The following is a 19,851-nucleotide window of genomic DNA, read 5'->3' as shown; positions in this document are numbered from 1 at the left end:
AGGGTCAGGGGTATCTTTCGCGGGCGTGATGCACCGTGACGATTTCTATGTGGTCGGCGCGCACGGCATAGACGACGATATAGTTGGGGTGCGCCACGATCTCCCGTGTGCCGGGAACCCTGCCCGCCCTGAAAATGTACGGGTATGACGAGGCCGGAAGCACGGACGTTTCCAGCCGCTCCAGCAACTCCTCTGCCGCGGTCGGATTCCGCTCCAGGATGAAGCCGATGATCTGGTCGAGCTTACGGCGTGCCGCCGGACTCCAGATGATCGGCAGCATCAAGTCCGCCCGAGGCGGGCTTTCGCTGCGGCGATCTTGGCCCGCATCTCGGCCATGACCTGGTCATGGGGTGCGCGGGGGCCGGTCTCTTTCAGCGCAGCCTCGACTTCCGCACGGAACCAGCGGTCATACTCCTCCGCCTCCTGCGCGGAGGGGAATTCCGATTCGATGGGCGAATAGGTGTCCATGGCGACAGGTTACCATTGAGCTGTTGCCCTCACAACAGACCGCGGCGGCGAAGCGCTCCGCCTCTCCGCATTGCGCCGGCCTGCCGCCCGCGCTAAGCCTGTCCGAAAGTTGGAAGGGGTCGGGAAATGCAGCGGATCGGCGTGATCGGGGCGGGGGCTTGGGGAACGGCGCTGGCCATGGCCGCGGCGCGGTCTGGGCGCGAGGTCACCCTCTGGGCGCGCGAGGCGGAGGTGGTGGAGAGCATCGCCAGCCGCCGCGAGAACACCGCTTTCCTGCCCGGCATCCCGCTGGAGCCGTCCATCCGGGCCACCGGCGAGCTGGCGGAGGCCGCCGATGCCGACGCCCTGCTGCTGGTCACGCCGGCCCAGCATCTGCGCGCCGGCTGCCGCGCGCTGAAGCCGCATCTGAAACCCGGCGTGCCGGTCGTGATCTGCGCCAAGGGGATCGAGCTGGACACCGGCTCCCTGATGACGGACGCGGTGGCGGCGGAGCTGCCGGGCACGCCGGTGGCCGTTCTGTCCGGCCCCACCTTCGCGGCGGAGGTGGCGAGGGGCCTGCCCACCGCGGTGACGCTGGCCTGCGCGGATGAACCCGTGGGCCGCGCGCTGGTGGAGGCGCTGGGCGGGCGCACCTTCCGGCCTTATCTGTCCGACGATCCGGTGGGCGCGCAGGTGGGCGGGGCGGTCAAGAATGTGCTGGCCATCGCCTGCGGCATGGTGGAGGGGCGGAAGCTGGGCGACAATGCCCGCGCTGCCCTGATCACCCGCGGGCTGGCGGAGATCGCGCGGCTCGGCCTGCGGCTGGGCGCCAGGGCGGAGACGCTGATGGGCCTGTCCGGCCTGGGCGACCTCACGCTCACCTGCTCCTCCCTCCAGTCGCGCAACATGTCGCTGGGCTATGCGCTGGGCGAGGGACGGGCGTTGGCCGACATATTGGGGGAGCGGCGTTCCGTGGCGGAAGGGGTCTTCACCGCCCGCGCCGTGGTGGAGCTGGCAGCCTCGAAGGGCGTCGACATGCCGATCTGCGCCGGGGTGGACGCCATCCTGAACCGGGGCGCCGACCTGGACCAGGTGATCGAGGCCCTGATGGCTCGGCCCTTCCGGGTGGAGGGCGTCTGAACCGTCCCGCATGCCGGGCCGGTGCAGCAGCCCCTTCACCCGCCCGCACCCCTTCGGGTAGGGTGCCGCCCTGACTTAGCGCTCACGCAGCAGAGGCGGAGAAGACAATGGCCTTCATCATCGAGTGCCTGGACAAGCCGGGCAGCCTGGACATCCGGCTTTCCACCCGCCCGGCCCATCTGGCCTATATCGAAGCACGGATCGACAAAGTGGTCGTGGCCGGCCCGATCTTCGCCGAGGACGGCAGCACGCCCATCGGCAGCCTGCTGATCATGAATTTCGACAGCAAGGCGGATGCCGAGGCCTTCGCTGCCGAGGACCCCTATGCCAAGGCCGGTCTGTTCGCTTCCGTAACGATCCGCCCCTGGCGCAAGGTCTTCCCCGCCGCCTGAGCGCGTGCATCCACCTCCCCACGCACGACCAAGTAAAAAGGACAAGGCGGGTCATGGCCTACTGGCTGGTGAAGTCTGAGCCGTTCAAATATTCCTGGGATCAGTTCGTGAAGGACGGCCGCACCCATTGGGACGGCGTCCGGAACTATCAGGCTTCCAACAATCTCAAGGCCATGCGGATCGGCGACCGCGCCTTCTTCTACCATTCCAACGAGGGGCTGGAGATCGTGGGCGTGGCGGAGGTGGTCAAGGAATACTACCCGGACCCCAGCGACGAATCGGCCCGTTTCGGCATGGTGGACCTGAAGCCGGTCGTCCCGGTGAAGACCCCCGTCACGCTGAAGCAAATGAAGACGGACCCGGTGCTGTCGGAGATGCAGTTGATCCGCCAGTCCCGCCTGTCCGTCTGTCCGGTTTCCGATGAACAGTGGCGCTACGCCTGCGGGCTGGCGGGCATCGACGCATAAGGAGGGTGGACATGGAGGCGTTCTTCGAGGCGAACCGCACCAACTGGGATGAGCGGGTCGCCATCCACCTGAAGGACGCCACCGGCGTCTACCGTCTGGCGGAGTTCCGGGCCGGCATCGACACGCTGCATCCCATCGAGGCGGCGGAAATCGGGGATATCGAGGGCAAGCGGCTGGTCCACCTGCAATGCCATTTCGGCAAGGACACGCTGACCCTGGCCCGGCGGGGAGCGGTCTGCACCGGCCTGGACTTCTCCCCCGCCGCCATCGCCGCCGCCCGCACCCTTTCGGCGGAGGTGGGCGTGCCGGCCCGATTCGTGGAAGGGAACGTCTATGACGCGCCCGCCTTGATCGGGGAGCGATTCGACATCGTCTATGTGACCTGGGGAGCCATCAACTGGTTGCCCGACCTCAAGCGCTGGGCGCAGGTCGTGGCGGACCTGCTGGTCCCCGGCGGGCGGTTCTATCTGGTGGAGAGCCACCCCTCCATCCTTCCGTTCGAGCAGGTGGAGGGCGTGATCCGGCCCCATTACGACCGCCGGACTCCTGCCGACCGACCGCTCGCCACCGATGAACAGACCAGCTACACCGGGGCGGCGGAGACGATCCGGAGCACCCGGACCTATGAGTGGATCCACCCGATTTCCGACATTCTGAACGCGCTGATCGGAGCGGGTCTGCGGCTCGACTTCCTGAATGAGCATGAGGAACTGCCCTACCGGCTCTATCCCTGCATGGTCCCGACGGGAACCGGGGGCATGTACCGGCTGCCGGACGGCATGCCGCGGCTGGCCCTCTCCTTCTCCCTCCAGGCCACGAAGGCCTAGCCGTGGAGGCCGTGCTCTGCCGGCTTGACGATATTCCCGACGGGCAGGCCCGCGGCTTCGTCCGCGGGGAGGGGCCGTCGCAGGTGCGCCTGCTGGTGGCGCGCCGGGGCGAGGAGGTGTTCGGCTACCGCAATGAATGCCCCCATGCCCGGCTGCCGCTGGACTGGACGCCCGACCGGTTCATGAGCCTGGATGGGCAGTTCCTGCAATGTTCCGCCCATGGCGCGCAGTTCCGGGTGGATGACGGATTCTGTGTGCGCGGCCCTTGTACTGGGCGCAGCCTCCGCGCGGTGCCGGTCCGGGTCGAGGATGGAACGGTGGTGCTGGCCGGTCAGCCCTGATCCTGGCGAATCGTCGCCTCGAAGTCCGCCGTGACCTGGGCCATGCGGCGGGCCACCACCTGCGCCTCCAGCGCCGCGTTCGCCCAGCCGTCGGGTCCGCGCGGGATCACGCGAAGAATGGCATCGATGGCCATCTGGTTGGTACGGCTGCTGATCTGGCTCAGCCGGCCCGCGCCGTCCGCCGCCATACCGGCATTGCTGCTGTCGCCGCCCATCGCCGCTCCCCTTGATCCTACCGCGCCGCCACTCCGAAAGCGGAGGGGCGACCCGCCCGCCTGCCGGAAGTTTTACCACATCCGGAAAAGCGGCGCATCCGCGACATGTGCCGGGGCAGGGCATCCCGAAACGCCCGCCTGCACGGGGTAAGCGGTTGGGCCTGCTCGCTTTTGCCTCATACCTTGGTCCGGGTTGGGCATGACGCGCCGGTATGGTTATGATTGTGTTGCACCGGGACTTGCGCGGCTTCCGCCTGTTCGGGGAAGCCCGGGCGGCCAAATGTCCGCCGGCGATTCCGGCGTCGGGACGTTCATCGCCGCATCGACGCGGCAGAGTGTCTTGAGTGAGCGTCCAAGCCGGTGAATAATCGGCCCCAATCAATGGGCTGAAGGCGCCCGGTCCGGTTCCGGCCGGAACGGGCGGTCCTCACAGCAAACCCGAACCGCGGGGGGAAACCACATCCATGAGCAACACCTCCTATTTCCCGGTGCCCGACGAACTCGCCGGTTCCGCCTGGGTCGATGCCGCCAAGTACCAGCAGATGTACGACCGCTCCATCTCCGACCCGGAGGGGTTCTGGGGTGAGCATGGCCGGCGCATCCACTGGTTCAAGCCCTATACAGTGGTGAAGGACACCAGCTTCACCGGCGACGTGAAGATCCGCTGGTTCGCGGACGGCACCACCAACGTCGCCTACAACTGCATCGACCGGCACCTGCCGACCCGCGCCGATCAGACCGCCATCATCTGGGAAGGCGACAGCCCGGATGAGCAGAAGCACATCTCCTATGCCGAGCTGCACCAGAATGTCTGCCGGCTGGCGAACGTGCTGAAGGCGCGCGGCGTCAAGAAGGGCGACCGGGTCACCATCTACTTGCCGATGATCCCGGAAGCGGCCTATGCGATGCTGGCCTGCGCCCGTATCGGCGCCGTCCACTCCATCGTCTTCGGCGGCTTCTCCCCCGACAGCCTCAAGGACCGCATCGTCGACTGCGACAGCAACGTCCTGATCACCGCGGATGAGGGGCTGCGCGGCGGGCGCAAGGTCCCGCTGAAGAAGAACGCCGACGAGGCGCTGAAGAGCTGCCCCGGCGTGCACACCGTGGTCACCGTGCGCCGCACCGGCGGCCAGGTGAACTGGGTGGACGGCCGCGACATCTGGTACGACGAGGAGTGCGCCAAGGTCTCCAGCGACTGCCCGCCGGAGGAGCAGAACGCCGAGGACCCGCTGTTCATCCTCTACACCTCCGGCTCCACCGGGAAGCCCAAGGGCGTGCTGCACACGACCGGCGGCTATCTGGTCTACGCCTCCATGACGCACCAGTACGTCTTCGATTACCATGACGGCGACGTCTACTGGTGCACGGCCGATGTGGGCTGGGTCACGGGCCACAGCTACATCGTCTACGGCCCGCTGGCGAACGGCGCCACCACGCTGATGTTCGAGGGCGTGCCGAACTATCCGGATGTCAGCCGCTTCTGGCAGATCATCGACAAGCACCAGGTCAGCATCTTCTACACCGCCCCCACCGCCATCCGCGCCCTGATGCGCGAGGGGGAGGGGCCGGTGAAGAGCACCAGCCGCAAGAGCCTGCGCATCCTGGGCAGCGTCGGCGAGCCGATCAATCCGGAGGCCTGGCTCTGGTACCATCAGGTGGTAGGCGACGGGCGCTGCCCGATCGTGGACACCTGGTGGCAGACGGAGACGGGCGGCATCCTGATCACCCCGCTGCCGGGCGCCATCGGCGCCAAGCCCGGCTCCGCCACGCTGCCCTTCTTCGGCGTGAAGCCCGTGGTGGTGGACAATGAGGGCAACCGGCTGGAGGGCGAGACGGAGGGGAACCTCTGCATCGCCGACAGCTGGCCCGGCCAGATGCGCACGGTCTTCGGCGACCATGAGCGCTTCATCCAGACCTATTTCAGCACCTTCAAGGGAATGTACTTCACCGGCGACGGCTGCCGCCGGGACAAGGACGGCTACTACTGGATCACCGGCCGCGTGGACGACGTCATCAACGTTTCCGGCCACCGCATGGGAACGGCCGAGGTGGAAAGCGCCCTGGTCGCCCATCCCAAGGTGGCCGAGGCCGCGGTGGTGGGCTATCCGCACGACCTCAAGGGCCAGGGCATCTACGCCTATGTCACCCTCAACGCCGGCGAGGAGCCGACGGAGGAGCTGCGCAAGGAGCTGGTGACCTGGGTGCGCAAGGAGATCGGTCCGATCGCCAGCCCCGACCTGATCCAGTTCGCCCCCGGCCTGCCCAAGACCCGGTCCGGCAAGATCATGCGCCGCATCCTGCGCAAGATCGCCGCCAACGAGCATGAGGCCCTGGGCGACACCTCCACCCTGGCCGATCCCGGCGTGGTGACGGAACTGGTGGACAACCGGATGAACCGCGGCTGAGGCATCGGCCCGCGCGAACCGAAGCGGCGGCCGGGGCGACCCGGCCGCCTTTTTTATTGGATTTCCTGCGGGACGGCGGTGATCCGGCGTCTCTCCCATCTCGACCTCGCCCCGTTGAGCCGTTAGGTTTGGGCGAACCCCAATTCAGAAGGGACGAACGAAGCAATGATGTTGGAACGCGTGCGTGGGGCTGCGCTGGCGGCTGCCGTGATCATGACTGCGGCCCTTCCGGCGGCCGCTCAGGAGCAACCCGCCCAGCCGGCCCAGCCGGCAGCACAGCCGCAGGAAGGCCAGCCGGCCGCGCCGGAAGCTCCGCAGGGCCCCGTCTCCGGGCCGAACTCGCTGGTGGTTTCCCATACCTTGTCCAATCTCACCGCCTCCCCGGTCCAGGTGGTGATCCAGATGGATGGGCAGCAGCTCTTCACCGGCCGCCTGGAAGCCCGCCGGCCGAACGCGCCGGAGGATGAGCCGGCGCCGGAGATCAAGCCGATCCTCACCTTCGACATCCCGCAGGAGAAGACCCTGTTCTGGGAAGTGCTCTACACCGCCATTCCGGAGGAGCAGGGGCGTCAGCAGCAGGCCGCCCGTCCGGCGCCGCCGAAATTCTGCCGGCAGGCCTGGACGGCCGTGGTCGCCCCGGGCGCGCAGGAGCCGCAGATACTGATCCCGGTGCAGCAGGTCAACAAGTTCGGCTCCTGCGACTACACCATTGAGACCAATGACGAGGCGGTCTACGACGTGGCCGTGAAGCTCGCCAGCGCGCCGCGCTGACGGGTCGGGGCTCGAGCGGAAACGGCCGGGATGCCCGATGGGGCGTCCCGGCCGTTCGTCTTTGCAGCGAAGATACCGCGCCTCAGCCCGGCGGGGCGGCGGTCAGGGCGGCGGGCGTGCCCGGCATGACCTGGAAGCCGCTGGGGAAAAGCTGCTTCGCCACATCTCCCACCAGGAACCTGAAGCTCGCCTTGTCCGGCATCACTTCCCCGGTCATCTGATCGGTGGCGGTGCTCAGCGTCTCCTGATCCCGGCAGAAGGCGGCGGCCACCTTGGTGGTGGTGGTCAGCGCCTGGAACTCCGCCGGCGGGGCCTCCGGTATTGCTGCCTGCCCGTTCATGGTCCGGGCGCAGAGCCCGGCCATTTGCGGCTCTTCGGCGCCGCCATGGAAAACCATCAGCAGCCGGTAGTCGGCATTCCGGTCGTAGCTTTCCGTCCGGCTGAAGTTCTGCTCGGGGTTCAGCAGCTCCTCCGGCAATGCCGCAAGGACCGCCTGGGCGAAGGACTGTTCGTCCATGTCGTTGGGGACGCCCTGTATTTCCACCCGGAAGCCCGGATCGGGCGCGCCATCCGCGGCGGGCTGCTGCGCCGATGCGGACAGGATCGGGCCGGACAGGGCCAGCACGGCGACAAGGGACATGAGGACGGGAGTCGTTCTACGCACGGGTTCAGCCTCCGCGGCGGCAGGGGGCGGGCTCCCATGGGCAACGGGCGGCGCGACAGGGGGTTCCTCTGTCCCGCCGATGTCACTCCAGTCCGGGATCAGTCCGCCGCTTTGCCGAGTTGCAGCTCACCCGGCTTGTCGACGCTGTCCGTGCCTTCCGCCGTAGGGCCGGTGCACCATGGCTTGCGCTTGCCGCCATCATACTTCCGGGCATGGCCCTCGGCGATCAGGGCCGCCGCGAGATCGGTTCCATCCGGCAGCAGGACGCGGGCGCGCACGCGGCCGCCATATTTGTCGTGCGAGATGTCGCGCAGCAGCACGATGTCCTTGGCACCGGTGACCAGGCTTTCCAGCCGGCCGCGGGCACGGCGGGCCATCTCCTTCTCCGCCTTGCAGCGGCTGCGGGATTCGGGCGTGTCGATCCCATCCATCCGCACCTTGGTCAGGATTTCCTGGTCCAGCCAGATGCGCACCCGCACATCCAGCGTGTCGCCATCGACAACCTTCACCACCTCCGCCGCCACGGGTCCGGACAGCACCTCCGCCGCACGCGGCGCGGAGACCCACCCCGAGATGAGGGCGGCCGGCACGATCAGGGAGAAGAGGCGAACCAGACGGATCAAGGCGGAAACCGGACAGGGTTGGACTATGCCCAGCCTACGCCTTTCAGGGAGGAAACGAAAGTAGAACCTAAGAACCCTGTCCTAGCACCCCAAATTTCTTACAAGAGTATGGGGACTTTAACCCGATCTTAGGGCTATATGCACGTCATGCGGCAGCGCTGGCGAACAAGCCCAACCCGCAGTAGGCATGACGCCGACGTTCAGGGCCCGACCAGTGGGGAAGGTCAGAAATCGCTGCAGCGGCCGCCGATTTCCCAGTCGCCGAAGCGCGTCGGCTCCGGCCCCTGCGGCCCGCCGATTTCACCCTGCTTCTGGGGCACCGTGCTCTTGGGATCGCCGTTCCGCGCGAGACCGGGCGTGGCCGGCGCGTCGGGCACGACATCGGCGGCGGTGACGGGATCGGCGGTTCGGCTGTTGGCGGGGGTCGTGTCCTGGCTCATGGCGCAACATATGGCGCTTCCCGACGCCGCCGCCAAGTCTTGAAGCGTGACCGGGACGGGAACCATATCAATCGGGTCAGGGCCGTTCCGGGCCCTTGCAGAAGGAATGTCCAAGCCATGTCCGGCTATTTCCGTACCGCCATGCTGCTGGCCGGCCTGACCGGCCTTTTCCTGGCGGTGGGATATCTGATCGGCGGGCAGGGCGGCATGATGATCGCGCTGCTCTTCGCCGTCGGCACCAATGTCTTCGCCTACTGGAATTCCGACAAGATGGTGCTGCGCATGTATGGCGCGCGCCAGGTGGACGCCCGCACCGCGCCGGAGTTCCACGGCATGATCGAGCAGCTCAGCCGCAATGCGGGCCTTCCCATGCCGAAGGTCTTCATCATCGAGAATGAGCAGCCCAACGCCTTCGCCACCGGCCGCAATCCGGAGAATGCGGCGGTGGCCGCCACCACCGGCCTGCTGAAGCGCCTGTCGCCGGAGGAGGTGGCCGGCGTCATGGCGCATGAGCTGGCCCATGTGAAGCATCATGACACGCTGATCATGACGGTGACGGCCACGCTGGCCGGTGCCCTGTCCATGCTGGCCCAGTTCGGCCTGTTCTTCGGCGGCGGCAACAACCGCGACAACCCGCTGGGTCCCATCGGCGCCATCCTGATGGTGATCCTGGCCCCCATGGCCGCCATGCTGGTCCAGATGGCCATCAGCCGCTCCCGCGAGTACGAGGCCGACCGGCTGGGGGCGGAGATCTGCGGCAATCCGCTGTGGCTGGCCAATGCCCTGGCCGGCATCCAGAACGCCGCCCGCCAGAGCGTCAACATCCCGGCGGAGCGCAACCCCGCCACCGCCCACATGTTCATCATCAATCCGCTGAACGGGCGGAACATGGACAACCTCTTCTCCACCCATCCCAAGACGGAGGAGCGCATCCGCCGGCTCCAGGCCCTGGCGATGGAGATGGAGATGGGGAACAGCCGTGCCGCCAGCGTCGCCCCGCCGACCCAGGCCGCGAGCCCGACCGCCCGGCCGCGCCGCAGTGCCGGCATCGTGCCCGATGCGGGCGGCACGCCCCGCCAGCCGCGGGGACCGTGGAGCTGACTTGACGCGCCACTTTTCCGGCGGGAGCATGGGGCCGCATCCCTTCGGGGTTGCGGCCCCTTCCTGTTTCCGGAGCCTGCATGCCGACCAGCACCCCCGCCCGCCCCGAGGTCGTTGCCGCGTTCGAGACCCAGATCGGCTGGTGCGGCCGGTTGGGCTCCCCCCTCACCGCCGATCTGCTGCGGCATGCGCTGGACGACATCCGCGCCGGCGGGCCGGTCGCGGCGCTGCTGGGAAGCTGGCCGGGCGACCCCAAGGCGGATGCCCTTGCCCTGCGCTTCGCAGGCGCTTTGCATGCGCTGGTGCTCACCGGAACCGACGCGGATCTGGCCGGACACTACCCGCCGCATGCGCCGGGTCCGGACTTCGGCAATGCTATCCTGGCGGTCGTGCGGCGGCATGAAGGCTTCATCCGCGATTGGCTTGAATCCCCGCCGCAGACCAACGAGGTCGGGCGTTCCGGGGTGCTGCTGGGCGGGTTCCTGGAGGTGGCGAGGAGCTTCGGCAAGCCGCTCCGCCTGCTGGAGATCGGGGCCAGCGCCGGGCTGAACATGGCCTGGGACCGCTTCCACTACCGGCTGGGCGATGCGGAATGGGGCGATCCCGGCAGCCCGGTCCGGCTGGCGCCGGACTGGACCGGCCCGCTGCCGCCGCTGGATACGCCCATCACCGTCGCCAGCCGCGCCGGCTGCGACCAGCGGCCCATACGGCTCGAGGAGGAGGGGGAGCGGCTGCGCCTGCGGGCCTATGTCTGGGCGGACATGCAGGCCCGGGCCAAGGCCCTGGACGGGGCCATAGAGCTGGCCCGCCGTCTGGACGTGCGGGTGCAGCGCGAGGATGCCGCGGATTGGGTGGAGAGGCGGTTGGCGGAACCGGAGACGGATGCGGTGGCGGTGCTCTACCACACCGTGGTCTGGCAGTATCTGCCTACGGAAACACAGGCCCGCATCCGCGCCTGCCTGGACCGGTACGGGGCAGGGGCGCCGCTTGCGTGGCTGCGCCTGGAAGCCGCCCCGCCGGACCGGTTCGAACTGACGCTGACGTCCTGGCAGGACGGCATCGCCCATGAACGCACCCTGGCCGACGCCCATCCCCACGGGGCTTCCGTGGCATGGCGGGCATAGGCTGGAACGCGGGTTTATTTTGAAGGATGGAGCGGCGATGACCCCTCCGGCTTGATTGCGCCTCCGGCGCAACGCGGCCGGCCAAGCCTAAGAGATCGGCACCCCGCCGACACCCGGCAGGTTCATCATTTCCATCATTTTCATCTTGCGAATCGTCACCGACCCCACCATTCCACCGGCGATCCGTAGGTCGCAAGAAGGCCGCAGGCCGGATTGCGACGCGGCAGGGCGGGGGAGATGTCGCAATCCGCTCCGCTCCTTGCGACCTACGGCACGTCCCCGCTTCTCGGCCGCCGGCGCAAGGCAGAGGGAACGTCGCAATCCGCTCCGCTCCTTGCGACCTACGGCACCGTCCTCATTCGGCGGCGGTCTTCTTCGGCAGGGTCCAGCTCGGGCGCACCCAATGGCAGGTATAGCCGTTGGGATGCTTCTCCAGATAATCCTGGTGGAAGGGCTCCGCCTCCCAGAACTCGCCGGCGGGCACGATCTCCGTCACCACCCGGCCCGGCCACACGCCGCTGGCATCCACCTCCGCCACCACCTCGCGGGCCACGCGCTCCTGCTCGGGCGTGGTGAAGAAGATGGCGCTACGGTACTGGGTGCCGATGTCGTTGCCCTGGCGGTTCTTCGTCGTCGGGTCGTGCATCTGGAAGAAGAATTCCAGGATGGCGCGGAAGCTGGTCTTCGCCGGATCGTAGCTGACCTCGATCGATTCCGCATGGCCGGTACGGCCGGTCTTCACGTCGTTGTAGGTGGCCTCGGGCGTGCTGCCGCCCGTATAGCCGACGCGGGTATCCACCACGCCGGGCAGGCGGCGGAACAGATCCTCCATTCCCCAGAAGCAGCCCCCGGCCAGAATCGCAGTCTCGGTCGCCATGTCGGTCCTCCGTGACGAAATCTCCAGCCCATCAGATGGGGGCGGAGTGGGCGTCTGTCCAACCGCCCGCTTGCCTGCGCTCTCCACCGCGCGCCGCCCAGCCCTGCACACGCCCGAACGTGACAAGCACCGCCCCGGCGCGTTACATCCCGCGCATGCGTGACGATACCACCCTTGCCGCCCGTTCAGCCGCGCTCGACCTGGTCGAGTCGGTGCTGGCCCGCCATGTGCCCTTCGACGATGCCTGGGAGGCGCACAAGGGCCTTCGCGAGTTGGAGCCGCGCGACCGCGCCTTCGTCCGCCTGCTCTGCGCCACCGTGTTCCGGCGGCTGGGCCAGATCGACGTCTTGATCCAGTCCAGCCTCGCCAAGCCCGGCGACCAGTTGAAGGCGCCGGTGCAGAACCTGCTGCGGCTGGGCGCCGCCCAGCTCCTCTTCCTCTCCACCCCCGCCCATGCCGCCGTGGACACGACGGTGGAGCTGGCAGTGGCGCGCAGGCAGGCACCCTACAAGGGGCTGATCAACGCCGTGCTGCGCCGCCTGTCCCGCGAAGGGGCGGAGCTGGCAGCGGCGCAGGATGCCGGCCGGCTGAACACGCCGGACTGGCTGTGGCTGGCGTGGCGCAAGGCCTTCGGCACCGGTGCCACCCGCGCCATCGTGCAGGCCCATCTGGCCGAAGCGCCCCTGGACATCACCCTCAAATCCGACGCCGCCCTCTGGGCCGAACGGCTGGAGGCCGACCTGCTGCCCACCGGCACGCTGCGCCGCACCGCCGGCGGGCAGGTCACGGAGATGCCGGGCTTCGCCGAGGGCGCATGGTGGGTGCAGGATGCGGCCGCCGCCCTGCCGGCCCGCCTGTTCGGCGATCTCTCCGGCAAGACCGTCTACGATCTCTGCGCCGCGCCCGGCGGCAAGACCGCCCAGCTCGCCGCCGCCGGTGCGCGCGTCGTGGCGGTGGACCGCTCCGACAAGCGGCTGGACCGGCTGCGGGAGAACATGGCCCGGCTGGGGCTGGAGGCGGAGACGGTGGCCGCCGATGCCGCCGCCTGGACCCCGGACGGCCAGGCGGACGCCGTGCTGCTGGATGCGCCCTGCTCCGCCACCGGCACCATCCGCCGCCACCCCGACGTGGCCCGCCTGAAGACCGAGGGGGATGTGGAGAAGCTGGGCCGGGTGCAGGCCCGGCTGCTGAACCGCGCCGCCGACATGGTGAAGCCGGGCGGCCTGCTGGTCTACGGCACCTGCTCCCTTCAGCCGGAGGAGGGGGAGGCGCAGGTCGCCGCCATCCTGTCCCGCCGCAGCGACCTGGAGCGGGTGCCGGTGCAGGCGTCGGAGGTGGGCGGGTTGGCCGAGTTGCTCACCCCCGACGGCGACCTCCGCGCCACCCCCGGCCTTCTGGCGGAGAAGGGCGGGATGGACGGGTTCTTCGTCAGCCGGATGCGGAAGCGGGGGTAGGGTCGGAGCGGGGTCGGAGAGCACCGGCTTCACCCCACGCCCCGCCTATGACCATCCCCCTTATCCACATTTATCCACAGCCTTTGTCCTTGAGCGTCGCGCTTCTTGTGGTAACCTCCCCGGCAACCATCAAGATATTGTGTGAGCGCCGCGCCTATGTCCTCCCTGCTGACGCCGAACCCGGTCTACAAGCCCTTCCGCTATCCCTGGGCCTATGAGGCGTGGCTGACCCAGCAGCGCATCCATTGGCTGCCGGAGGAGGTGCCGCTGGCCGACGACGTGAAGGACTGGCGGCAGAAGCTCACCCCGGCGGAGCAGAACCTTCTGACGCAGATCTTCCGCTTCTTCACCCAGGCGGATGTGGAGGTGAACAACTGCTACATGCGGCACTACAGCCGCGTGTTCCAGCCCACCGAGGTCTGCATGATGCTGGCCGCCTTCTCCGCCATGGAGACGGTGCACATCGCGGCCTACAGCCACCTGCTGGACACCATCGGCATGCCCGAGGCGGAGTACTCGGCCTTCCTCCGCTACAAGGAGATGAAGGACAAGTACGATTACATGCAGGAGTTCAACGTGGACTCCAAGCAGGACATCGCCAAGACGCTGGCGGTGTTCGGCGCGTTCACGGAGGGGCTGCAGCTCTTCGCCAGCTTCGCGATCCTGATGAACTTCCCCCGCTTCAACAAGATGAAGGGGATGGGCCAGATCGTGACCTGGTCGGTGCGCGACGAGTCGCTGCACACCCAGAGCATCATCAAGCTGTTCCGCACCTTCGTGCATGAGAACCCGGAAGTGTGGAACGAGGAGTTCCAGCGCGAGCTTTATGTCGCCTGCGAAACCATCGTCCACCATGAGGACGCCTTCATCGACCTCGCCTTCGAGATGGGCCCGATCGAGGGGCTGACGGCGGAAGAGGTGAAGCGCTACATCCGCTACATCGCCGACCGCCGCCTGACCCAGCTCGGCCTCCAGGCGGTCTACCGGATCGAGAAGAACCCGCTGCCCTGGATGGACGCCATCCTGAACGGCATCGAGCACACCAACTTCTTCGAAAACCGCGCCACCGAATACTCCAAGGCCAGCACCAAGGGCACCTGGGAAGAGGCGTTCGGGGATTGAGGGCTGGCCGCCGCCTTCCGTGGCGGCGCAACCTCAGCCTTGGAGGAATAGGTGCGGGGATGCTGTTCCCGGCACCTATTCCGTTGGGCGGATGACTTCCACCTCGACATCGACCGTCGAGGCCACACGGGACCAGACACGGTCGGCGGTCAGGGCTTTCACGTTCAGGGATTTGGCGAGTGCCAAGCAGGCGCGGTCGCCGAAGGAAAGGCCCGCCGCCCGCGTCGCGACCAGCAACAGGCCGGCGGAGTAGGCCTGCTCTTCATCGAAGAGACGCCGATCCAACGGCAGCGGGTCCAGGACAGCCCGAATGTCAGGTTCACTTGCACCATGTCGGGCGAAATGGGCGACCACCTCGCCAAGGTTGACGGTGCTGATTGCCGATCGGGACAACACCTGCTTTACCCGTTGGCCGCCGGGTTCATTCAGCAGCAGGGCAAGCAGGGCGGAAGCGTCCAGAACGACCAGGGTCATTCTCGACCGGCATCCTGCCGACGTTCCGCCAGAAATGCATCTACTCCTGCCTCGGGTGCGCCGCCCAGCAGCTTCCGAGTCAGTGACTGGGCATGGTCAATGACATCGTCAACCCGACGGATGCGGATATCGCGGCCATCCAGTTCGACGATGACATCCCCGCCCTGATCCAGTCCGACCGCATGGCGGACAGAGGCCGGCAGATTCAGATCGCCATTCTCGCTGACATGCCTCTGGATGAAATTCATCCCGAACCTCCATAGTGCCCGGGTGCAGTTTACTGCCGTCCAGGAACACATACCGTAATGTATGGGCCTCTGGCGAGACGGTCAACGCAGCGCGCCATCCCCACATTGTATCCGGATTGTATCCGCATCTTTATCCCTGCACGTCGGGGTGCTACCTCACTGAAAGAGGGGCGGCAGTGCCCGTGCGAGGGAGACAGGACCGGATATGGCGTATCGTAGACTTCTTCTGGCCGCCGCCGCGGCTTCCGCGTTGTTCGTAACGCCGGCGCTGGCGCAGACCTCCGCCGACGCTACCACCAGCACCACTCCCGCGGCCGACAAGGAAGCCATGACCGACGAATTCATCTGGCTGGAAGAGGTCGAGGGCGAGAAGGCCATCGGCTGGGTCAAGGACCGGAACGAACAGGCCTTCAAGCGCCTGAAGGACGATCCCCGCTTCGAAGGGCTCCGCGCCGATGCGGAGAAGATCCTCACCGCCAAGGACCGCATCCCCTACGGCTCGCTGAAGGGCGACACGGTCGATAATTTCTGGCAGGACGAGACCCATGTGCGCGGCATCTGGCGGCGCACCTCGGTGGCGAGCTACCGCACCGCCGACCCGCAATGGGAAACCGTGCTGGACATCGACGCCCTGTCCACGGCGGAGAATGAGAACTGGGTCTACAAGGGCGGCTCCTGCCTGCCGCCGGAGAACCGGCGCTGCCTCGTCACCCTGTCGCGCGGCGGCAAGGACGCCGCCGTGGTGCGGGAGTTCGATGCGGAGACGAAGCAGTTCGTCGAGAACGGCTTCACCCTGCCGGAGGCCAAACAGTCGGCCGAATGGGTCGACGGGGACACGCTGCTGATCTCCACCGACACCGGCCCGGACAGCATGACCACCTCGGGCTATCCGCGGCAGGTGCGCCTCTGGAAGCGCGGCCAGCCCCTGTCGGAGGCCAAGCTTGTCTTCGAGGCGGCCAAGGAGGACATGGGCGCCTGGCCGGCCGTCAGCCACCGGCCGGAAGGCACGGTGATGTTCGTCAGCCGGCTGCCTGACTTCTTCACCCAGGAAATCCGCCGCGTCGCCCCTGATGGCACGGCCACCAAGCTGAACCTGCCGCTGGAGATCGACAGCCAGGGCGTTTTCGGGGACAATCTGCTGATCCTGCTCCGCGCCGACTGGACCGTGGGCGGCAAGACCCATGCCAAGGGCTCGCTTGTCGCCGTGCCGCTGGCGGAGGTGGAGAAGGGGCCGGCCCGGACGGTGACCGCCCTGGTCGCCCCCACCGAGACCAGCGCGATCGAGCAGGTGCGCTCCACCAAGGACGCCATCTATGTGGCGGTGCTGGACAACGTCACCGGCAAGCTGCTGAAACTGACCCGTGGCGCATCCGGCTGGCAGACGGCGGAAGTGGCGATGCCGGAGAACGGCAGCCTGTCCATCACCTCCACCTACGACTTCTCCAGCGATGTGCTGGTGAATTTCGACAGCTTCCTGCAGCCCAGCACGCTCTATCTACTGGCCGATGGCGACAAGCCGGAGGCGATCAAGTCCCTGCCGGCCAGGTTCGACGCCGCCCCCTTCACGACGGAGCAGCGCTTCGCCACCAGCAAGGACGGCACCCGCGTTCCCTATTTCGTGATCCGCAGCAAGGAGCTGAAGCAGAACGGCGACAACCCGACCCTGCTCTACGGCTATGGCGGGTTCGAGGTGGCGATCACGCCGAGCTATCTCAGCCCCATGAGCAAGCAGTGGGTGGAGAATGGCGGCGTCTATGTGGTGGCCAACATCCGCGGCGGCGGCGAATTCGGTCCCCGCTGGCATCAGGCGGCGCTGAAGGAGAACCGGCAGCGCGCCTTCGACGACTTCATCGCGGTGGCGGAGGATCTGGTCGAGACCAAGGTGACCCGGCCGGAGCGGCTGGGCATCTATGGCGGCTCCAACGGCGGGCTGCTGATGGGGGCGGTGATGACCCAGCGGCCGGAGTTGTTCGGCGCCACCGTGATCGCCGTGCCGCTGCTAGACATGCTGCGCTACCACACGCTGCTGGCGGGTGCCTCCTGGATGGGCGAGTACGGCAATCCGGAAATCCCGGAAGAGCGGGCCTATATCCAGGCCTACAGCCCGTATCAAAAGCTGTCCAAGGGCGCGTCCTATCCGGAGCCCTTCATCTACACCTCGACCAAGGATGACCGGGTGCATCCCGGCCACGCCCGCAAGTTCGCGGCGAAGATGATGGCCCAGGATCACCCGGTCATCTATTTCGAAAATATCGAGGGCGGCCACTCCGCCGCCGCCAACCTGAAGCAGCGGGCGCAGAACAATGCCATGCTGGTGGTGTACCTGATGCAGAAGCTGATGGACGCGCCGGGCAAGACGAACTAGCGGCCCGGCGGCTCGCAGCCTGAAGCCCGCGCGGAAGATGCTCCGCGCGGGCTTTTTGTTCGGCAGAGCCTTACAGCGCCGCCATCACCAGCACGGCCGCCACCACGCAGACCACCACGCCGACGCCCAGCGTCATGCCGAAGATGCGGCCCGTGCCGGACTGGCGGCCGGCGGCGTGGCCGGCCGGGTGGTAATGGGCCTCGGCTGTCCCGCCCATCGGGCTGGTCGGGTCCATGGACCCTTCGCCGGCCCGCGCGCCCGAAGCCTCGCTGTCGGTGCCGAGCGGGGAGGTGGCCGGGTCCTTCACCGGAATCTTGTCGCGGTACTGGCCGTCATCGTGCATGGCCCGCGCCTGGGAGGAGCGGCTGCCGGCCGACTGATCGCCGGCCATGCCCTGCTGGGTCGGGGCACGGTTCGGAAGGCCGTCGCCCTCCCGCTGGTTGGCGGGACCCACGCCGTCGCTCCCGACCACGCGCTCATTGGCATTCCCACGAGGTGTGGCGCTGCGCGGTGACTCGGCCATTTCGCATCCTCCCTGTTGTTTTTCAGCTCTCGCCAAGGGCGCCGCCGGGCGCGCCGCCGCGCTTCAGCTCCTCCCGCGGAGGGGTAGGCTTGTCTTCGACCGGGCCGGCGCCGGCCGGGCGCAGGTCCTTGGGGCTCATTACCGTAGGCGACTGGTCGAGGTTGCCGGGCACCGTGCGCGGATCGTCCGGCCCGCCCTTTGCTCCGCCGGCATTGCTGTGCGCATCGTCGGCGCCGCTGCTGCTGCTGCGGTTGTCGGCGTTGACGCCCTGGGTGGCGGATTGCTCCTTCGGCTGGGTCATGGGTACTGGCGTCCTGGCGATTTCACTGATGTTGTCAACAGGCAAAGCCGGCCACCGTCGCGGTGGCCGGCTGCCGGTTGTCGCGGAGAACCGGTGACAAAACTCAGCCCAGTTCCCGGTCCACGTCCTTCCAGACCTTGGAGGCGATCGGGCCGGTGTCGCCCATCGTCTCCACATACAGGGCGCGGTCGCCCCGCTTCAGGTCCTTGAAGTCGCTGCCGATCACGCTGTTCGCGTGGAAATAGAGCAGCCCGCCGGTGTTGGTCATCAGGAAGCCGTGGTCATCGGCCAGCTGGGTGATCTGGCCCTGGACCTCGAAATCATGGCGCTTCACGTCGCCGCGCTGCTGCTGCTTGAAGCTCTTCAACTGCCGCTCGGCCGCGGCGAAGGCGTCCCGGATGGAGGTGTAGATGTCCGGGTTCATGTATTTCTGCTGCGCTTCCTTGGGCTCGCGGCTGACCACCAGCTCGCTGCCCGGCACGACCATGTCGATGTGCACGGAATAGACGTTTCCGGTGCGGTGCTGGTTGTGGGTGGCCTCCACCGATACGCGGCAGGCGGTCATCCGGTCATAAAGCCTCTCCAGCTTGTCGAACCGTTCGCGGATAGCGGCTTCCACCGATTCCGATGCCTCCAGATTGTGGAAGGCGATTTTCAGCGGTGTTTCCATGTTCGTCTTTCCGGTCTGTTTCCGACGCCGACGGGCGCCTGATGCATGCCCGCAAACAGGAGGCGGGTCGGGACGGTTCCAGTCATCCGGCTCCGACTGGGTACGCCTGCGGAACGGAACCAGCGCCGAAGGGCTGGGTTGGAGGGGAGGGGATAGCCCGCCCGCGGCATGCAGGGCGGGAGGGGGGCCGTAAACGGGCGGGACCAGATGGCCGAGAATGCGCGTGACGACACCTCATTGGTCGATGGCTACCAAGCCGTGACCTTGGCGACGCAACGGGGGGAGGTGCGGTGCCGCTATTATGCGGCGGACGAGACGAAGCGGGGGGTGGTCTGGATCGGCGGCGTCGGGGGAGGCTGGGATACGCCAGCCCGCGATCTTTATCCGAGACTCGCGGCGGAGCTGACGGGAGAGGAGGTGCTGGGCCTGCGGGTCCGCTTCCGCCATCCGGGCGAGATGGAGGATTGCGTGTTCGACGTCTGCGCCGGCCTGGCCTATCTCCAGAAAAGAGGGGCGAAAAAGCTGGCCGTCGTGGGCCATTCCTTCGGCGGCGCCGTTGCAATCCAGGCGGCGGCGCGGATGCCGGCGGTTACGGCCGTGGTGGCGCTGGCGCCCCAATCCCACGGCGGCGACCTGGCGGCCACTTTGGGGCCCCGGTGCGCGTTGCTTCTGGTCCATGGCAAGGATGATGAAATCCTGCCGCCGACCTGTTCCGAGCATCTACACGCCATCGCTGTGGAGCCGAAGAAGTTTCTGCTGTTCAGCGGCGCCCGCCATGTGCTGGACGAAGTGGCCGACCGGGTCCACCGGGAGATTCGAAACTGGCTGCTGACCTACCTGGAGTAAGTCCCGAACAGCCC

Annotated in this window: 25 protein-coding genes; 13 read left to right on the top strand and 12 right to left on the bottom strand. The window is 67.5% G+C overall.

Going from position 1 to position 19,851, the window contains the following annotated elements; all coding sequences use genetic code 11:
• Nucleotides 1–4 precede the first annotated feature (4 nt).
• Nucleotides 5–280: a type II toxin-antitoxin system RelE/ParE family toxin gene (locus DOL89_RS11630; protein WP_119679308.1), complete on the bottom strand. Its 276-nt coding sequence runs from the start codon at nt 278–280 to the stop codon at nt 5–7.
• Complete coding sequence (relB, locus tag DOL89_RS11625; RefSeq protein WP_119679307.1) at nt 280–468, bottom strand: type II toxin-antitoxin system RelB family antitoxin; 189 nt, start codon at nt 466–468, stop codon at nt 280–282. Before relB ends, DOL89_RS11630 begins: the two co-directional genes overlap by 1 nt.
• Before the next feature lie 126 nt (nt 469–594).
• Between relB and DOL89_RS11620 the strand changes: the two genes are divergently transcribed.
• The 5 genes from DOL89_RS11620 (at nt 595) to DOL89_RS11600 (ending at nt 3,614) form a co-directional block, all read left to right on the top strand.
• A complete protein-coding gene (locus tag DOL89_RS11620; protein ID WP_119679306.1) occupies nt 595–1,587 on the top strand; it encodes an NAD(P)H-dependent glycerol-3-phosphate dehydrogenase in 993 nt (330 codons plus the stop codon).
• 107 nt (nt 1,588–1,694) lie between these two features.
• A complete protein-coding gene (locus DOL89_RS11615; RefSeq protein ID WP_119679305.1) occupies nt 1,695–1,979 on the top strand; it encodes a YciI family protein in 285 nt (94 codons plus the stop codon).
• A 53-nt stretch (nt 1,980–2,032) separates the two neighbouring features.
• A complete protein-coding gene (locus DOL89_RS11610) occupies nt 2,033–2,446 on the top strand; it encodes an EVE domain-containing protein (protein WP_119679304.1) in 414 nt (137 codons plus the stop codon).
• Nucleotides 2,447–2,457: 11 nt separating this feature from the next.
• The gene (locus DOL89_RS11605; protein ID WP_119679303.1) at nt 2,458–3,273 is read left to right on the top strand and encodes a class I SAM-dependent methyltransferase; all 816 of its coding nucleotides are present in this window, start codon (nt 2,458–2,460) and stop codon (nt 3,271–3,273) included.
• Nucleotides 3,274–3,275: 2 nt separating this feature from the next.
• Nucleotides 3,276–3,614 carry a Rieske (2Fe-2S) protein gene (locus DOL89_RS11600; RefSeq protein ID WP_119679302.1) on the top strand — a complete coding sequence of 113 codons (339 nt, stop codon included), beginning with the start codon at nt 3,276–3,278 and terminating at the stop codon, nt 3,612–3,614.
• Here DOL89_RS11600 and DOL89_RS11595 read toward each other — a convergent pair.
• Complete coding sequence (locus DOL89_RS11595) at nt 3,605–3,829, bottom strand: hypothetical protein (protein ID WP_119679301.1); 225 nt, start codon at nt 3,827–3,829, stop codon at nt 3,605–3,607. The genes DOL89_RS11600 and DOL89_RS11595 overlap by 10 nt on opposite strands.
• Before the next feature lie 464 nt (nt 3,830–4,293).
• Between DOL89_RS11595 and acs the strand changes: the two genes are divergently transcribed.
• Together acs and DOL89_RS11585 are read left to right on the top strand one after the other, a co-directional pair.
• Entirely contained in the window at nt 4,294–6,234 is a 1,941-nt protein-coding gene (gene acs, locus DOL89_RS11590; RefSeq protein WP_119679300.1) for an acetate--CoA ligase, read from the top strand.
• Between the two features lie 165 nt (nt 6,235–6,399).
• A complete protein-coding gene (locus DOL89_RS11585) occupies nt 6,400–7,005 on the top strand; it encodes a hypothetical protein (protein ID WP_119679299.1) in 606 nt (201 codons plus the stop codon).
• An 82-nt stretch (nt 7,006–7,087) separates the two neighbouring features.
• On the opposite strand, the gene DOL89_RS11580 is transcribed toward DOL89_RS11585, so the two are convergent.
• From DOL89_RS11580 to DOL89_RS11570, 3 genes are all read right to left on the bottom strand, one after another.
• Nucleotides 7,088–7,669, bottom strand: coding sequence for a hypothetical protein (locus tag DOL89_RS11580; protein WP_162937469.1), 582 nt, complete (start codon nt 7,667–7,669; stop codon nt 7,088–7,090).
• A 98-nt stretch (nt 7,670–7,767) separates the two neighbouring features.
• The gene (locus DOL89_RS11575; RefSeq protein WP_225889771.1) at nt 7,768–8,292 is read right to left on the bottom strand and encodes a thermonuclease family protein; all 525 of its coding nucleotides are present in this window, start codon (nt 8,290–8,292) and stop codon (nt 7,768–7,770) included.
• 224 nt (nt 8,293–8,516) lie between these two features.
• Complete coding sequence (locus DOL89_RS11570) at nt 8,517–8,732, bottom strand: DUF1674 domain-containing protein (RefSeq protein ID WP_119679296.1); 216 nt, start codon at nt 8,730–8,732, stop codon at nt 8,517–8,519.
• 117 nt (nt 8,733–8,849) lie between these two features.
• On the opposite strand from DOL89_RS11570, the gene htpX reads away from it, so the two are divergent.
• A complete protein-coding gene (gene htpX / locus DOL89_RS11565; RefSeq protein ID WP_119679295.1) occupies nt 8,850–9,833 on the top strand; it encodes a zinc metalloprotease HtpX in 984 nt (327 codons plus the stop codon).
• Between the two features lie 80 nt (nt 9,834–9,913).
• On the top strand, nt 9,914–10,957 hold the full coding sequence (locus DOL89_RS11560; RefSeq protein WP_119679294.1) for a DUF2332 domain-containing protein: 1,044 nt from the start codon (nt 9,914–9,916) through the stop codon (nt 10,955–10,957).
• 355 nt (nt 10,958–11,312) lie between these two features.
• Here DOL89_RS11560 and msrA read toward each other — a convergent pair whose 3' ends face one another.
• Nucleotides 11,313–11,834, bottom strand: a complete 522-nt coding sequence (msrA, locus tag DOL89_RS11555) for a peptide-methionine (S)-S-oxide reductase MsrA (RefSeq protein ID WP_119679293.1) — start codon at nt 11,832–11,834, stop codon at nt 11,313–11,315.
• Between the two features lie 155 nt (nt 11,835–11,989).
• On the opposite strand from msrA, the gene DOL89_RS11550 reads away from it, so the two are divergent.
• Both DOL89_RS11550 and DOL89_RS11545 read left to right on the top strand, forming a co-directional pair.
• Entirely contained in the window at nt 11,990–13,288 is a 1,299-nt protein-coding gene (locus DOL89_RS11550; protein WP_119679292.1) for an RsmB/NOP family class I SAM-dependent RNA methyltransferase, read from the top strand.
• A gap of 156 nt (nt 13,289–13,444) precedes the next feature.
• Nucleotides 13,445–14,410 carry a ribonucleotide-diphosphate reductase subunit beta gene (locus DOL89_RS11545; RefSeq protein WP_119679291.1) on the top strand — a complete coding sequence of 322 codons (966 nt, stop codon included), beginning with the start codon at nt 13,445–13,447 and terminating at the stop codon, nt 14,408–14,410.
• A gap of 75 nt (nt 14,411–14,485) precedes the next feature.
• On the opposite strand, the gene DOL89_RS11540 is transcribed toward DOL89_RS11545, so the two are convergent.
• Nucleotides 14,486–14,884, bottom strand: coding sequence for a PIN domain-containing protein (locus DOL89_RS11540; protein WP_119679290.1), 399 nt, complete (start codon nt 14,882–14,884; stop codon nt 14,486–14,488).
• Entirely contained in the window at nt 14,881–15,132 is a 252-nt protein-coding gene (locus tag DOL89_RS11535) for an AbrB/MazE/SpoVT family DNA-binding domain-containing protein (protein WP_205574570.1), read from the bottom strand. Before DOL89_RS11535 ends, DOL89_RS11540 begins: the two co-directional genes overlap by 4 nt.
• 205 nt (nt 15,133–15,337) lie before the next feature.
• On the opposite strand from DOL89_RS11535, the gene DOL89_RS11530 reads away from it, so the two are divergent.
• A complete protein-coding gene (locus DOL89_RS11530) occupies nt 15,338–17,497 on the top strand; it encodes a prolyl oligopeptidase family serine peptidase (protein WP_119679289.1) in 2,160 nt (719 codons plus the stop codon).
• Nucleotides 17,498–17,567: 70 nt separating this feature from the next.
• On the opposite strand, the gene DOL89_RS11525 is transcribed toward DOL89_RS11530, so the two are convergent.
• The 3 genes from DOL89_RS11525 to DOL89_RS11515 all read right to left on the bottom strand — a co-directional run bounded on the left by DOL89_RS11525 (nt 17,568) and on the right by DOL89_RS11515 (nt 18,991).
• Nucleotides 17,568–18,020, bottom strand: a complete 453-nt coding sequence (locus DOL89_RS11525) for a hypothetical protein (RefSeq protein ID WP_119679288.1) — start codon at nt 18,018–18,020, stop codon at nt 17,568–17,570.
• Nucleotides 18,021–18,042: 22 nt separating this feature from the next.
• A complete protein-coding gene (locus DOL89_RS11520) occupies nt 18,043–18,321 on the bottom strand; it encodes a hypothetical protein (protein ID WP_119679287.1) in 279 nt (92 codons plus the stop codon).
• A gap of 103 nt (nt 18,322–18,424) precedes the next feature.
• The gene (locus DOL89_RS11515) at nt 18,425–18,991 is read right to left on the bottom strand and encodes an HPF/RaiA family ribosome-associated protein (protein WP_119679286.1); all 567 of its coding nucleotides are present in this window, start codon (nt 18,989–18,991) and stop codon (nt 18,425–18,427) included.
• A gap of 207 nt (nt 18,992–19,198) precedes the next feature.
• Here DOL89_RS11515 and DOL89_RS11510 point away from each other — a divergent pair, with 207 nt between their 5' ends.
• A complete protein-coding gene (locus DOL89_RS11510; protein ID WP_119679285.1) occupies nt 19,199–19,837 on the top strand; it encodes a dienelactone hydrolase family protein in 639 nt (212 codons plus the stop codon).
• Nucleotides 19,838–19,851: the final 14 nt, after the last annotated feature.

Origin of the sequence: Indioceanicola profundi, assembly GCF_003568845.1 — a bacterium.
GTDB classification, from domain to species: domain Bacteria; phylum Pseudomonadota; class Alphaproteobacteria; order Azospirillales; family Azospirillaceae; genus Indioceanicola; species Indioceanicola profundi.
The sequence above is the reverse complement of the archived record's forward strand: the minus strand, read 5'-3'. Positions and strand labels throughout refer to the sequence as shown.